Annotated in this window: 13 protein-coding genes; 9 read left to right on the top strand and 4 right to left on the bottom strand. The window is 70.0% G+C overall.

Annotated features, from left to right (window positions below; all coding sequences use genetic code 11):
- The first annotated feature begins 154 nt into the window (after positions 1 to 154).
- Genes PROPJV5_RS05585 through PROPJV5_RS05575 form a run of 3 tightly spaced genes read left to right on the top strand, consistent with a single transcriptional unit; the run spans position 155 to position 2,089 of the window.
- Positions 155 to 1,027 carry an ABC transporter ATP-binding protein gene (locus tag PROPJV5_RS05585; protein WP_119715369.1) on the top strand — a complete coding sequence of 291 codons (873 nt, stop codon included), beginning with the start codon at positions 155 to 157 and terminating at the stop codon, positions 1,025 to 1,027.
- Positions 1,024 to 1,863 carry an ABC transporter permease gene (locus tag PROPJV5_RS05580; protein ID WP_119715368.1) on the top strand — a complete coding sequence of 280 codons (840 nt, stop codon included), beginning with the start codon at positions 1,024 to 1,026 and terminating at the stop codon, positions 1,861 to 1,863. The genes PROPJV5_RS05585 and PROPJV5_RS05580 overlap by 4 nt, the downstream gene beginning before the upstream one ends.
- A 1-nt stretch (position 1,864) precedes the next feature.
- Positions 1,865 to 2,089, top strand: coding sequence for a helix-turn-helix transcriptional regulator (locus tag PROPJV5_RS05575; RefSeq protein ID WP_119715367.1), 225 nt, complete (start codon positions 1,865 to 1,867; stop codon positions 2,087 to 2,089).
- Here the strand turns inward: PROPJV5_RS05575 and PROPJV5_RS05570 are convergent.
- Positions 2,086 to 2,721, bottom strand: coding sequence for an HAD family hydrolase (locus PROPJV5_RS05570; protein ID WP_119715366.1), 636 nt, complete (start codon positions 2,719 to 2,721; stop codon positions 2,086 to 2,088). The two genes, PROPJV5_RS05575 and PROPJV5_RS05570, sit on opposite strands and share 4 nt — an antisense overlap.
- A gap of 47 nt (positions 2,722 to 2,768) precedes the next feature.
- Here PROPJV5_RS05570 and PROPJV5_RS05565 point away from each other — a divergent pair, with 47 nt between their 5' ends.
- Positions 2,769 to 3,941 carry an ROK family protein gene (locus PROPJV5_RS05565; protein ID WP_119715365.1) on the top strand — a complete coding sequence of 391 codons (1,173 nt, stop codon included), beginning with the start codon at positions 2,769 to 2,771 and terminating at the stop codon, positions 3,939 to 3,941.
- Positions 3,942 to 4,013: 72 nt separating this feature from the next.
- On the top strand, positions 4,014 to 5,372 hold the full coding sequence (locus tag PROPJV5_RS05560) for a replication-associated recombination protein A (RefSeq protein WP_119715364.1): 1,359 nt from the start codon (positions 4,014 to 4,016) through the stop codon (positions 5,370 to 5,372).
- A 331-nt stretch (positions 5,373 to 5,703) separates the two neighbouring features.
- Here the strand turns inward: PROPJV5_RS05560 and PROPJV5_RS05555 are convergent, their stop codons facing one another.
- Positions 5,704 to 7,074 (bottom strand): hypothetical protein, encoded by a 1,371-nt coding sequence (locus PROPJV5_RS05555; RefSeq protein ID WP_147385359.1) that lies wholly within the window; start codon positions 7,072 to 7,074, stop codon positions 5,704 to 5,706.
- Positions 7,075 to 7,144: 70 nt separating this feature from the next.
- Positions 7,145 to 8,476 (bottom strand): PEP/pyruvate-binding domain-containing protein, encoded by a 1,332-nt coding sequence (locus PROPJV5_RS05550; protein ID WP_119715362.1) that lies wholly within the window; start codon positions 8,474 to 8,476, stop codon positions 7,145 to 7,147.
- 345 nt (positions 8,477 to 8,821) lie between these two features.
- Here PROPJV5_RS05550 and PROPJV5_RS05545 point away from each other — a divergent pair, with 345 nt between their 5' ends.
- Genes PROPJV5_RS05545 through PROPJV5_RS05530 form a run of 4 tightly spaced genes read left to right on the top strand, consistent with a single transcriptional unit; the run spans position 8,822 to position 12,577 of the window.
- The gene (locus PROPJV5_RS05545) at positions 8,822 to 10,336 is read left to right on the top strand and encodes a methylmalonyl-CoA carboxytransferase subunit 5S (protein ID WP_119715361.1); all 1,515 of its coding nucleotides are present in this window, start codon (positions 8,822 to 8,824) and stop codon (positions 10,334 to 10,336) included.
- A 15-nt stretch (positions 10,337 to 10,351) separates the two neighbouring features.
- A complete protein-coding gene (locus PROPJV5_RS05540; RefSeq protein ID WP_119715360.1) occupies positions 10,352 to 11,923 on the top strand; it encodes an acyl-CoA carboxylase subunit beta in 1,572 nt (523 codons plus the stop codon).
- 17 nt (positions 11,924 to 11,940) lie between these two features.
- A complete protein-coding gene (locus PROPJV5_RS05535) occupies positions 11,941 to 12,186 on the top strand; it encodes a hypothetical protein (protein ID WP_119715359.1) in 246 nt (81 codons plus the stop codon).
- Between the two features lie 16 nt (positions 12,187 to 12,202).
- The gene (locus PROPJV5_RS05530) at positions 12,203 to 12,577 is read left to right on the top strand and encodes a biotin/lipoyl-containing protein (RefSeq protein WP_119715358.1); all 375 of its coding nucleotides are present in this window, start codon (positions 12,203 to 12,205) and stop codon (positions 12,575 to 12,577) included.
- A gap of 152 nt (positions 12,578 to 12,729) precedes the next feature.
- On the opposite strand, the gene PROPJV5_RS05525 is transcribed toward PROPJV5_RS05530, so the two are convergent.
- A complete protein-coding gene (locus PROPJV5_RS05525) occupies positions 12,730 to 13,956 on the bottom strand; it encodes an alpha-amylase family protein (RefSeq protein ID WP_119715357.1) in 1,227 nt (408 codons plus the stop codon).
- Positions 13,957 to 13,997 lie beyond the last annotated feature (41 nt).

Below are 13,997 nucleotides of genomic sequence, written 5' to 3'. Positions count from 1 at the left end.
GGGCGTCCACCGGGTTGGCCCTGCGGTTGTCGTGCGTCATTTCACGACAACCGCAGGGCCAACCCGCGTCTCGCGCCATGCGAGGTGGTGTTTCACGACGAAATGTAGTAGAAGTACTATCAATCGAACTACCTCTACCGCGAAAGGAGGCCTGATGACTGCGACAGTGTCGCCGACGGCGCCGCCGGTCATCCGCGCCGACGCACTGCACCTCGCCTACGGGCAGACCTCGGTCCTGCGCGGCGTCGACGTCGACGTGCACGGCGGCGAGGTCGTGTGCCTTCTCGGGCCCAACGGGGTGGGCAAGACCACCTTCGTCGAGACGCTCATCGGGTCACTGGCCCCGGGCAGTGGACGGGTCCGCGTGTTCGGCCAGGACCCCCGCCGGGCGGGCTCGGGCTTCTGGGCGCGCATCGGGCTCGTCCAGCAGAACTGGACCGACCACCCCAAGTGGCGGGTCAAGGACCAGCTGGAATGGATCCGGGCCATCCAGCTGTCGGCGGCGCCGGCGGACACGGTCGCCCAGGTGCTCGACGCCGTCGGGCTCGCGGACAAGGCGGACAGCCGCCTCTCGCGGTTGTCGGGAGGGCAGCGCCGCATGATCGACTTCGCGGCGGCCCTGCTGGGGCGTCCCGAACTGCTCGTCCTCGACGAGCCGACGACCGGGCTCGACCCGGTCTCGAAGGCCCGCCTGCACGACCTCATCCTGGATCGCGTCGACGAGAGCGCCACTGTCCTCATGACCACCCACGACCTCGCCGAGGCCGAGCGCCTAGCCTCCCGGGTGCTCATCATGAGCGGGGGCCGGATCATCGCCGACGACACGGTCCCCGGGCTGCGCGAGAGGCTGAGCACCGACGCCGAGGTCACCTGGGTGCAGGACGGCGAGCGCCATGTCCACGCCACCGCCGAACCCGAACGCTTCCTCCAGCGGCTCGACCTCACGGCGATCAGCGGGCTCACCGTGACCCGCCCCACCCTGGAGGACGCCTACCTCGCCCTGGTCGACAAGGAGAAGCAGTCATGAACCCTCGTGCCATCCCCGCCGTCGTGCGCGCCGGAGCACGTCAGGCCGCAGGTGATCTTCGCCCCGTGCTCTGGGGTAGGGGGCTGGTCGGTCAGCTCGTGTGGGTCGTCGTCATCATCGTCGTGGCGCGCATCTTCGACGGACCCGACAGCGATGAGATGCTGTTCGGCCCCATGTTCCTCGCCGGCAGCATCGGGGGCTATGGCTTCTTGGTCGCCATGGTGATCGTCGGCGAGACCTACAACGATCGTCTCGGCGGGGCCCTGCTCCGCGTGCGGATCCTGCCGAACGGGCCCCTGATCTGGGCGGTCGGCAAGACCTTCTCGTCCGTCGGCCAGACGATTCTCACCCAGGTGGCCGTGCTCGTCGGGGGAACGCTGTTCCACGGTTCCTGGTCCTGGAGCGCACCGCAGATCCTGCTGTGCCTGCCCATCGCCCTGCTCGCCGCCGTGTCCGCAGCGCCATTGGGATTCCTCGCCGGCAGTCTCGCCCGCGGCATCTTCAGCATAATGCTGGGCTTCCTGCCTATGGTCGCCGTCATGGTCACCAGTGGCGTCTTCTGTCCGCTGGACGTGTTCCCCCGCTGGCTCCAGGGCATCCAGCTCGTCCTGCCCGCCTACTGGTCCGGTCACCTCACCCGCTGGGTGCTGGTCGGTGACCCGTCGTGGGAGTTCGGCGGCGCCTTCGCCCCGGCCCTTGCCGTGGGGGTGCTGGTGGCTTGGATAGTCATCGGTTACGCCGCCGTGCCCGCCGTCATCCGCCGCACCTTCCGCAAGGAGAGCATCGGTAGCCTGGCTCGCATGCAGTCCACCATCCGTTCCCAGGCCGGGCTGTGAGATGGCCGAGGACGTCGTCCACAACCGGATCGCGGTGCTGCGCGCCGACCGCAGGGTGAGTCGCCGCGAACTCGCCGAGGCGCTCGGCGTGCATTACCAGACGGTGGGCTACCTGGAGCGCGGGGAGTACGCGCCCTCCCTGCACCTGGCACTGCGCATCGCCCGCTACTTCGACGTGCCCGTCGAATCGGTGTTCTCGCTCGACGAGTTCCCGCCGATCGGTTAGGCGCACGCCAGGAGCCTGAGCACGTCGTGAAGATCGCGGCAGATGATGTCGCCGTTCGTGGCCCCGCCCACCGCCACGGTGACCATCCCCGCGGCCCGCGCCGCGGTCAGGCCAGGGGCCGAGTCCTCCACGCAGACCGCCTGCCGGGGCTCGACCCCCAGCCGCCGAGCCCCCAGCAGGTAGCCCTCGGGGTGAGGTTTCCCGTGCTCGACGTCGTCGAAGGAGACGATGACCGGTGGCTCGATCCCGGCGGCCCCCAGTCTCGCGCGGGCCAGGCGGCGGTGGGCGTTGGTGACGACCGCCCAGGGGAGGGCCTGCTCATCCAGCCAGGCGGCCAGTTCCAAGGCGCCGGGTGAGGGGTGCACGCCGTCGGTGTCGGCGCACTCGCGCTCCAGGTGGGCCATGACGTGCTCGGCCACCTCGGCCTCGCCGAGGTCGGGCAGGAAGCGTCGCACGGTGGTGGCCGCGTCCGGCCCGTGGCAGACCGCGAGAACCGCTGACGGGTCGAGTCCGTTGTCGCGGGCCCAGGCGGTCCATGCCGCCTCGACGGCGGCATGGGAGTTCACCATCGTGCCGTCCATGTCGAGGAGGACGGCGCGCCAGGGAGCAGAACGATGCGGGGATGGACTCATGCCCCAATTAAACTCGTAACACGATTAAAAAGCGAGAGGGAGGTCCCATGGCCCAACGGCACAGCACAGCAGGGCAACTACGGTGGGCCCTGGCGGCCGATGCCTGTGCCCTGATGCGCGCCACCCCGGGCATCACCCGAGCGCGCCTCGCCCGCGATCTGGGCATCTCCACCGGCACGGCGGCCGATCTCGTGACGAGGATGCGTCAGGCCGCCCTCCTCGACGAGGGGGAACCCGAGACGCACGGCCGGGGACGCCCCACCTCCGTGCTCACCGCGCATCCCGGAGGTCCGCTCGTCGTCGCCGTGGAGATCACCGCCGGCGGGTGGCGAGTGGCGACCGCTGGGCTCGACGGCCGGCCGACGGTTGTCGCCGGTGCCCCGCACCGCGGCCTCAGGCCCGATGTCGTCCTCACGACGATCCGCCGGGCCATGGCCACTGCGACGCGCGGCCGTGCCGAAAGGGTGCGGGCCGTGTCCGTCGTCGCGGCCGTGACCGTCCGCGACGGTACGATCGTCCAGTCCTCCGTCCTCGGCTGGGAACAGGTGTCCCTCTCGTCCCTGCACATGCCCGGGGCCGTGATGCGCGTCACCAACGACGCCACCTGCGAGGCGCTGGCCGAGTCCCGCCGTGGCGCCTCGCGCGGGGCGCGCAATGCCCTGCACCTCACCGTGCTCTCGGGCGTCGGCGGTGGTCTCGTCCTCGACGGTGAGCCCGTGCTCGGGGCGTCCGGCCTGGCCATGGAGATCGGACACCTGCCCTTCGGGAACCCGGACGCGGTCTGCGGCTGCGGGGCGCGGGGCTGCTGGGACACCGTCCTCGGTGCCGGTCCGCTGTCCAGGCGATTGCACGCCGAGGACGACTCGGCGCCGGCCATCGAGGCGGCCATCGCGCGGAATGACCCCACCCGCCGCGCCGTGCTCGAGGCCGCGGCAACGAGCCTGGGGCGGGGCGCGGCCGGCCTGGTCAACACCATGGATCCCGATGTCGTCACCCTCGGCGGGATCGGGCCGCTCCTGCGCTCCGCGGCGCCCCTGGCCTTCGAGAGGGCCCTGGCGGGCGGTCTCATGCGCTGCCTGCGCGACGACCCGCCGCGGATCATCGCGGGCGAACTCGGATCCGACGCCGCGCTCATCGGCGCCACCGAAACCGCCCTGGACGAGGTTGCCAGCCCCGCCGGTCTCGCGGCATGGGCGTCCCCGGCCGGGATGGATCGATGAGGCGGGCGCATCCCCGACACCGCCCCGCTCCATGCCCGTCGCCGTGTCACTGCCCCGCCGTAGTCTGAACACATGAGCACCGAGGACGCCCCCGCACTCTTCGAGGCCCCGGCCGCGGGCGGCGGCCGTACCGCCGACGACCGGGCGCGCCCGCTGGCCGACCGGCTGCGTCCCGGTGCCCTGGAGGAGGTGGTCGGGCAGGACCACCTGCTCGCACCCGACGCCCCGCTGGGGCGGATGGTGAGGGCCGGCCACCTGTCCTCTGTCATCCTGTGGGGCCCGCCCGGATGCGGCAAGACGACGATCGCCCGGCTGCTCGCCGCGCGCGTCGGCCTCGACGTCGAGCAGGTCTCGGCGACCGCCTCCGGGGTGGCAGAGCTGCGGAAGATCTTCGCCGCCGCCGCGGCACGCCGCCGCAGCGGCCGGGGCACGCTCCTGTTCGTCGACGAGGTGCACCGCTTCAACCGTGCCCAGCAGGACTGCCTGCTGCCCTACGTCGAGGACGGCACGGTCGTCCTCGTCGGCGCCACCACCGAGAACCCCAGCTTCGAGCTCAACGGGGCGCTCCTGTCGCGCTGCCAGGTGCTCGTACTGCGCCGCCTCGACGAGCCCGCCCTGACCGAACTCCTCGACCGTGCGCAGCGACTCACGGGCGGCCCCCTGCCGCTCACCGACGGTGCCCGTGCCGCGCTGATCGCCATGGCAGATGGTGACGGACGCTATCTGCTGGGCATGGTCGAGCAGGTCCTCGCGGCGGCCCCCGCCACCCCGCTCGACGAGGCGGGCCTCGCAGCCGTCGTCGCCACCCGAGCCCCGGCCTATGACAAGGCGGGGGAGGAGCACTACAACCTCATCTCCGCGCTCCACAAGTCGATGCGCGGCTCCGACCCGGATGCCGCCCTGTACTGGCTGGCCAGGATGCTGTCCGGCGGCGAGGACCCGCTCTACGTCGCCCGCCGCCTCGTGCGCTTCGCCAGCGAGGACGTGGGGCTCGCCGATCCCGGTGCTCTCCAGGCGGCGCTGGGCGCCTGGCAGGCCTACGAGCGGCTCGGCTCACCCGAGGGCGAGCTGGCCATCGCCCAGGCCGTCGTCCACCTGGCCACCGCGCCCAAGTCGATCGGCGTCTACCGCGGCTTCACCCGGGCCCAGGCGGCGGCCCGCCGGACGGGTTCCCTCAGGCCGCCGGCGCACATCCTCAACGCCCCCACCCGGCTCATGAAGAACCTCGGCTATGGTGCCGGTTACCAGTACGACCCGGACACCGCCGATGGTTTCTCCGGCGCCGACTACATGCCCGAGGGCTACCCGCCCCCGGCCGAGCGGGAGCGTTTCTACGAGCCGACCGACCACGGCAACGAGCAGCAGATCCGCGAGCGCCTGGCCCACTGGGAGCGTCTGCGCCGCCGGAAACTCGGCGAGACCGGCGGCTGAGCCTGGGCCCGCCTCGTGATCCCTGGCCCAACCCGGGGCGGCGTGTCCGACTGCTGCGGCTTGGTCCTGGCCCCGCGGCCGGCCGAGGCGAATGATCCCGGTCGCGTCACGCGCCACATGACTCCGCGGCCTGCCGAGGTGGATCGTGGGCGGGGGCGAGCCGCTCCGGGGCCCTGGCCCGGCCCGGGAACCACGACGAGGCGACGGCTCAGCCGGGCCGGCGCGTTGGTGTAGGGGCCAGGGTTTCCCGCACGACGAGGCGACAGCCGGGGCCGCGTGGCGTTGCCCGAGACCACACGCCGTCGCGTGCCGTGGCGGGCTTGGTGACCGCTCAGTGCTGCCAGCCCTCGTCCTCCAGCTTGGCCTTGATCGCCGCGACGATGTTCTCGGCCGCGTGCCCGTCACCGCGCAGCAGCTGGGCCGTCCGCTGTCGCTCGTCCTGACGGGGGTCCGCCGCCCCGGCTGCCAGGGCCTCCACCAGCGTGAACGCCTCGGCCACTCCCGGCACCCGGTTCACTCCGGCGATGATGCGCTCACCCAGCGGGCTGAAGGGCTGGTGGTCCTCGCGCTCCAGGAAGACGACGGGCCTGCCGGTCAGCTGGTACTCGGCGAGCCAGCTCACCCCGTCACAGACGAGCACGTCGCTGTTGCGGAACTGGTCGGCGTAATCCCCGCCGCCGAACACCGAGGTGTTGGGCAGTGCATTCCAGTCGCGCCAGAAGTCGGCGACCAGCGCCTCGGACAACGGCGCCGCGTGCTCGTCCATCTTGGTGAGCAGGGCCGGGTGGGCGCTGAAGACGAAGTCCCACTCGGGATGGGCCCGTGCCTGCTCGACCATCTGGGGCCCGGTCGTGGCGAAGGTGCCGAACCGGACCCACTCCTCGCCCACGCTGTGGTGCGCCGACCACAGCACGGTGAACCGGTGCCCCGGATCGGGTTCGGCGCCCGCCAGTGCGCCCAGAACGTCGGCCTTCGGGTGCCCGGTGGCGACGAACTGCCTGGCTCGGGTCGCGGGGGTCTGCTCCGCGATCTCGGCCCGCACCTCGTCGTTCGCGCAGAAGACGGCCCAGGCGTTGCGGTGGAAGGGGCTGTCGAGCACGGTGTTGAGGCCGCTGTCCTCGATGATGTTGACGATGAAGTTCAGCAACTCGTAAGGCACCTGGCACAGCCTGGCGAAACGCAGCTCGCTGGTTGCGAAGGCCGGTGGTATGTCGGCGTCCCACTGGGACTGGCGGACGATGATGTCCGGGTCGATCGTGCGGATGATGTCCAGGTCCATGAACGGGTCACGGCTGTTGAACCGCAGGTGCTCCACCCCGAAGTGGTCGAGACGCCCGCTGACGTAGTCCTCGTCCCGGTAGCCGTCGGCCCCGGGGAAGTGCCGCGGCAGGCTCGCCACGACCACCTCGAAGTCGGGGTCGGCGAGCATCAATTCGTGCACCCGCGCCAGCGAGTACCAGGCCTCGGGATGGTGCACGAGGAACAGCACCGTGACACGCCTGCCCGGCACCTTGCGGCGGGCGACCATCGCGGCCGTCGCCCGGGCCGACTCTGCCACGTGACGCACGTAGTCGAGTTGCGCCTCAAGGGCGTCGGCCCTGCGTCGCCCCTCCTCATGGAGCCCCTGTTCGATCGCGTGGGCTATGCCCGGTGTCACGACGGGTCGGCGTAGGCGGGACAACAGCGAGGACTGGTCTGGCATGAATGACTCCGGTGTGGCTCAGGGTACCGGCTGAATGCTATCGGAGCAGAGGGCTTGCGCTGAACCCCACTCAGCGACGGCGCAGGCGCCTGAAGAGCAGCAGCAGGACGAACGAGACCAGCCCGATGACGATCCAGCGGGACCGGCCGGACGGCTCGGTGCGCGCCGTGAAGGACGAGTCGCCCCCTGAGGCCTGCGCCCGGGGTCGCGACGTCCCGGCCGGTTCCTCCCGGTCGGCGGGCTCCGCGGCCTCCGGGGTCTCGCCGGCGGTGACGTCCTCGAACGCCTCCGTCTCGAGGATCTCGGGCGCCGGCTCCGCAGCGGACTCGCTCTCACCGTCGAGAACCGGCTCGGCGGCTTCGGACGGCTCTGGCGCGGGTTCGGCTTCGGCCTGCTCGGGCTCGGCGTCGGCGAGGGGTTCGACGGATTCCGCCGGCTCGTGAGCCGTCTCGGCCTCCCGGGCGTCGCTGTCCCGGGTCTCGTCGACCTGGGCCTCACCGCTGCGGGTCTCCTCGATCGAGGCCTCATCGGCCTCGGCGCCTGTCACGACGGCCTGGGTGTCCTGCTCGTCCGCTGTCATCCGCAGCGCCTCGTCCTCGGCCAGGATCACCTCGGCGGCTTCGACCGGGTCGGCCTCGTCCGCGATGGCCTCGGCCTGTTCGACGGCCCGGCCCTCCTCCTCGGCCAGCTCCGCCTCGGCGACGACTGCTTCCTCGTCCTCCTCGCCTGCGTCCACGTCCCCGGCGGGCTCGGCGGTGGCGTTCGGTGTGGTGACCTCCGGCGCGGCGGCCTCGGCAGCGGCCGGGGTCTCGACGGGCTCGTCGAGGGGCAGCTCCGGAGCCGTCTCCTCCGCCTTCTCGGTGCTCTCGCCGGCATCGGCCGCGGGTGCCGGTTCGGCGGGGGCGTCGGCCTGCTGCACCAGGACGGCCAGTTTGTCCTGCGCGTCGGTCACGGCCTTCTCCTCGCGGCGGGCGATCGCCTCGGGTGTCCACAGCGAGGCCCACACCTGACGGATCAGCGCCCACGCGGCGTCGGCCCCCTGCACCGGTCCCAGCACGTCACGGCTCACGCCGAGGTCGCGTTCGGTGGGGGATGCCTGCACGCTCACCCAGGCGTCACGCCCCAGCGCGGCATAGCTCTCGGCCAGGTCATCCACGAGATCGGCGGGCAGCTGGGCCGCGGTGATGACCTCTTCCGCGAGGGCGGCGGCCTCCTCGGCCGACAGGCCCTCGAGCCGCGACGCCAGGTCCTCGCGCTCGACGAGCTCGGCCAGGTCGTCCGTGGTGACGACGAACCCGGGGGCCGTCTCGACCCCGTTGCGCAGCCGCTCGCCCAGACGGGCGGCGGTCCTGCCGACGGAATCGGTGTCGCTGGAACGGATGTAGGTGAGTTCGACGATCATGGGTTCAAGTACACCGCATCACACCTGCCGCCGGCACGTCCTTGCCACCGGGTGGATGCGAATGCCCTCCCACGGCACTCTCGTCACGGATCGGACCCGAATGCCGCATCACGCCGGTCGATTCCAGGCGGGCAGCGGTGATCGCGACACGTCACTGTCCTCTGCCTCACCCTCCCGGCCGACGCCCGACCCCTCCGGCAGGCGCCCCGGGGCCTGCCCTGGGGGCGTCGCGCGGGACGTCCCGCCGCTCGTCAAACCTGCTCTTATCGGCCTTCATTCGTGATAAGACCCTTATGGGTACCCCAATGGATGCCGATGAGAGCAGGACGTGGAATGATGAGCCCCATGAGTCCGCGAGAAATTGAGGTTTCCGAGCCGCGCGAGATCGGTGTCACCGAGCTTGCGCTGCGCGACGCCCATCAGAGTCTGTTCGCCACCCGCATGGCCACCGAGGACATGGTCGATGCCTGCGCCGACATCGATGCCGCCGGCTACTGGTCGGTCGAGTGTTGGGGCGGTGCCACGTACGATTCGTGCATCCGCTTCCTCAACGAGGATCCGTGGGAGCGTCTGCGCACCTTCCGCAAGCTGATGCCGAACACCCGCCTCCAGATGCTGCTGCGTGGCCAGAACCTGCTTGGCTACCGTCACTACAACGATGAGGTTGTCGACCGCTTCGTGGAGAAGTCCGCCGAGAACGGCATGGACGTCTTCCGCGTCTTCGACGCAGTGAACGACCCGCGCAACATGGAGCACGCCATGGCCGCCGTCAAGAAGGCCGGCAAGCACGCGCAGGGCACCATCTGCTACACGATCAGCCCCGCCCACACCACCGAGGGCTACGTGAAGCTCGCCGGACAGCTCCTCGACATGGGCGCCGACTCCATCGCCTTCAAGGACATGGCCGCGCTGCTGAAGCCCCAGCCCGCGTACGACATCGTCAAGGGCATCAAGGACACCTACGGCAAGGACGTCCAGATCAACGTCCACTGCCACTCCACAACGGGTGTCACCCTGGTCGCCCTCATGAAGGCCATCGAGGCCGGCGCCGACGTCGTCGACTCGGCGATCAGCTCCGTCTCGCTCGGCCCGGGCCACAACCCGACCGAGTCCGTCGTCGAGATGCTCGAGGGTACTGGTTACACCACCAGCCTCGACATCGATCGTCTCTACAAGATCCGCGACCACTTCCGCACCATCCGCCCGAAGTACCGCAACTTCGAGTCGAAGACCCTTGTCGACACGAAGATCTTCAGCTCCCAGATCCCCGGTGGCATGCTCTCGAACATGGAGTCCCAGCTGCGTGCCCAGGGCGCCGAGAGCCGCATCGACGAGGTGATGGCCGAGGTGCCGAACGTCAAGAAGGCCGCCGGCTACCCGCCGCTGGTCACCCCGACGAGCCAGATCGTCGGCACCCAGGCCGTGTTCAACGTCCTCATGGGCTCCTACAAGCGCATGACCGGCGAGTTCGCCGACCTCATGCTCGGCTACTACGGTGCCACGCCCGCCGAACGCGACCCCGAGGTCGCCAAGCTCGCCCAGGAGCAGACCGGCAAGGAGCTCATCACCTGCCGTCCCGCCGACCTTCTCGAACCCGAGTGGGACAAGCAGGTCGAGGAGGCCTCGCAGCTTCCCGGCTTCAACGGCACCGACGAGGACGTCCTCACCTACGCGCTGTTCCCGGGAGTCGCACCCGACTTCTTCGCGCACCGCGCCGAGGGCCCCAAGAACGTCGGCCTGTCGGAGGCCCAGCTCAAGGCGGAGGAAGAGGGCAACGCCTCGGCAGCAGTCTCCGGCCCCATCAGCTACAACGTGACCGTCGGTGGCACCAGCCACGAGGTCACCGTCGAGCCCGCGTGAAGGTGATCGCCAACCATGGCTAACAACAACATCAAGCTGGCCGACTCAATGGCCGAGCGTGTGGAGCAGCTCGCGGAGCAGCGCCACATCATCGAGCTCGGCGGTGGCGAGTCCCGCCTGCAGAAGCAGCGCGAGCGCGGCAAGCAGACCGCTCGCGAACGCATCGACAATCTGCTCGACGCCCACTCGTTCGACGAGGTCGGTGCCTTCCGCAAGCACCGCACCACGCTGTTCGGCATGGACAAGGCCGTCATCCCCGCCGATGGCGTGGTCACCGGCCGCGGCACGATCTTCGGGCGTCCCGTCCACGTCGCCTCCCAGGACTTCACCGTCATGGGCGGCTCGGCGGGCGAGACCCAGTCGACCAAGGTCGTCGAGACGATGGAGCAGGCGCTGCTCACCGGCACGCCGTTCCTGTTCTTCTACGACTCCGGCGGCGCCCGCATTCAGGAGGGCATCGACTCGCTGTCCGGCTACGGCAAGATGTTCTTCGCGAACGTCAAGCTGTCCGGCGTCGTCCCGCAGATCGCCATCATCGCCGGACCCTGCGCCGGTGGCGCCAGCTACTCGCCGGCCCTGACCGACTTCATCATCATGACGAAGAAGGCCCACATGTTCATCACGGGCCCCGCCGTCATCAAGTCGGTCACCGGCGAGGACGTCACCGCCGACCAGCTCGGCGGTGCTGACGCCCACATGACCACGAGCGGCAACATCCACTTCGTGGCCGAGGACGACGATGCCGCGGTGCTCATCGCCAAGAAGCTGCTGAGCTTCCTGCCGCAGAACAACACCGAGGAGGCGGCGTTCGTCAACCCGAACAACGACGTCTCCCCGTGCGAGGAGCTGCGTGACATCGTCCCCGTCGAGGGCACGAAGGGATACGACGTCCGCGACGTCATCTCCCGGATCGTCGACTGGGGCGACTACCTCGAGGTCAAGGCCGGCTGGGCCACCAACATCGTCACCGCCTTCGCCCGCTTCAACGGTCGCACGGTCGGTGTCGTGGCCAACCAGCCGAAGGTGATGTCGGGCTGCCTCGACATCGACGCCTCCGACAAGGCCACCGAGTTCATCAACTTCTGCGACTCGTTCAACATCCCGCTGGTGCAGCTGGTGGACGTCCCCGGCTTCCTGCCCGGCGTCCAGCAGGAGTACGGCGGCATCATCCGCCACGGCGCGAAGATGCTGTACGCGTACTCCGAGGCCACCGTGCCGAAGGTCACCGTGGTGCTCCGCAAGGCGTACGGCGGCTCCTACCTGGCCATGTGCAACCGTGACCTGGGTGCCGACGCCGTCTACGCCTGGCCCACCGCGGAGATCGCCGTCATGGGCGCCGACGGTGCCGCCAACGTGATCTTCCGCCGCGAGATCGACGCCGCCGAGGACCCGGCGGCCACTCGCGCCGAGAAGATCGAGGAGTACCGCAACGCGTTCAACACGCCGTACGTGGCCGCCGCCCGCGGCCAGGTCGACGACGTGATCGACCCGGCCGACACCCGTCGCAAGATCACCGCCGCACTGGAGATGTACGCCACCAAGCGTCAGACCCGTCCGGCCAAGAAGCACGGCAACATGCCCTGCTGATCGGGAGGAGCTCGAACATGTCTGACAGTGAGAAGGACCTCATGATCGCGACGCTCAACAAGCGTCTGTCCGCTCTTGAGGCCGAGGTGAGTGCATTGAAGGCGGCCAGCCCGGGCATCCCGGAGGACGTCCTGGTGGCCATTTCCGCTGCCGTGTCCGCCTATCTCGGCAACGACGGATCGGTCCAGGCCGTTCGTTTCGCCCCGAGCCCGACCTGGAACAGCCAGGGTCGCAAGGCTCTCCAGAACCATTCCATTCGTTGACCCGGAAGAGACTGACATGAAGCTGAAAGTAACCGTCAACGGCGTCGCCTACGATGTCGATGTCGATGTCGACAAGACCCAGAACAATCCGATGGGCACGATCCTGTTCGGCGGTGGCGCCGGCGGCGCCGCCGTCGCGCCGGTCGCCACGGGCGGTGGCGGCGGGGCCACGGCCGGTGAGGGCGAGATCCCTGCGCCGCTGGCCGGCACCGTCTTCAAGATCCTCGTCGCCGAGGGCGATGCGGTGAAGGCCGGGCAGGTCGTCCTGGTTCTCGAGGCCATGAAGATGGAGACCGAGATCCAGGCCCCCGCCGACGGCACCGTCGAGAAGATCCTCGTCGAGGAACGCGAGGCCGTCCAGGGCGGCCAGGGCCTCATCAAGATCGCCTGAGTCGACCCAAGACCGCAGAGGGTCCCGCACCACGCCGGTGGTGCGGGACCCTCGCGTTTTCCCAGCGCACGCCCCGGCTCTTCACGCAACACCGTGCCTCGTGGCGCCCCAGGTGCTGTGGCGGGCAGTCCTGTCGAGCAACCGGGCGGTTCTCAGCCGTGCCAGTCGAACGCGGGCGCCCCGTCGATGACGATCCGGGCGGCCGGGCCCGGTTCGAGCTCGATGTGCACCTGGAGACGGTGGCCGGGCGCTGTCGTCTCGTAGTCGATCCAGGTGCAGTCCTTGGCAACCACGGCGACATGCCCTCCGGTCAGCCACGGGTTGCGGTGGCGCAGGCCGATGAGTTCCCGGTGCAGGTCGTGGAGCCACCACCCGTGGGGCGCCAGCTGCGCGGGGGAGTCGGGCAGTTCCGGGCGGAGCGGGTCGTCGCCGCGCGGGCCCGATCCCTTCACGCCGCGGAATGCCTGTTCATCGCCGTAGTAGATGCTCGGCATCCCCGGCACGCTCATGAGCACGACGAGTGCCAGCACCGCGCCGGCGTCCCCGACCCGGCTTGCGATGCGCGTGACGTCGTGGTTCCCGACGAAGGTCTGGGTGAGGGCCCGGGCATTGAACCGCTCATGCCGCTCCAGGGCCCAGGCCAGCTCCCAGAGGTTCGTGTCGAGCACCGAACTCCAGATCGCCTTCCACAGCTCGTACTGGGTGACCGCGTCGATGCCGGAGGCCTGCGCGAAATCCGCGTAGTCGCCGTGAATCATCTCGGCGACGAAGAGGGCCTCCGGGAACTCGGTGCGCGTCCTGCCGATCACCTCCCGCCAGAACCGGGGCGGCACGCAGTAGGCCGCGTCGAGTCGCCAACCGGCGATGCCGCGCCGCAGCCAGTGCAGCATGACCGACTCCACGAGTTCGCCGACGGCGGGATCGTCGTGGTCGAGTTCGGCCAGGTCGTCGTGGCCCTCCCACGGGTGGGGAGCGGGGCCGTGGCCCGTCTCGTCCAGGCGCACCGGTCCCGCGCCGGCCTCAAGCGTCTTGTCGACGAGACCGTGCCGGCGGCCGACATGGTTGAACACGCCGTCGAGGAGCACGGACAGGCCGCGCTCGCGGGCCCGGGCCACCAGACGGTCGAAGTCGGCGTCGTCACCCAGCCGCGGGTCGATCCGGTGGTGGTCCACCGTGTCGTAGCCGTGGCTGGTCGACGCGAAGATCGGACCCAGCAGCAGCCCGGTGCAGCCGAGCTCGGCCACGTAGTCGAGCCAGGGGTCGAGCCGGCGAAGACGGTGGGCGTGATCGCCGTCGGTCGGGCGGTCGTGGATGGGCGCCCCGAGGGCGCCCAGCGGGTAGACGTGCCACCAGGTCGCGGTATCGGCGGGAAGAGACATCTCGACCTCCTATTGAGTCATCGTCAATAACGATTGTTGAC

Source organism: Propionibacterium ruminifibrarum, assembly GCF_900289195.1.
GTDB lineage: Bacteria > Actinomycetota > Actinomycetes > Propionibacteriales > Propionibacteriaceae > Propionibacterium > Propionibacterium ruminifibrarum.
This window is presented reverse-complemented; position numbering and strand designations above follow the sequence as displayed.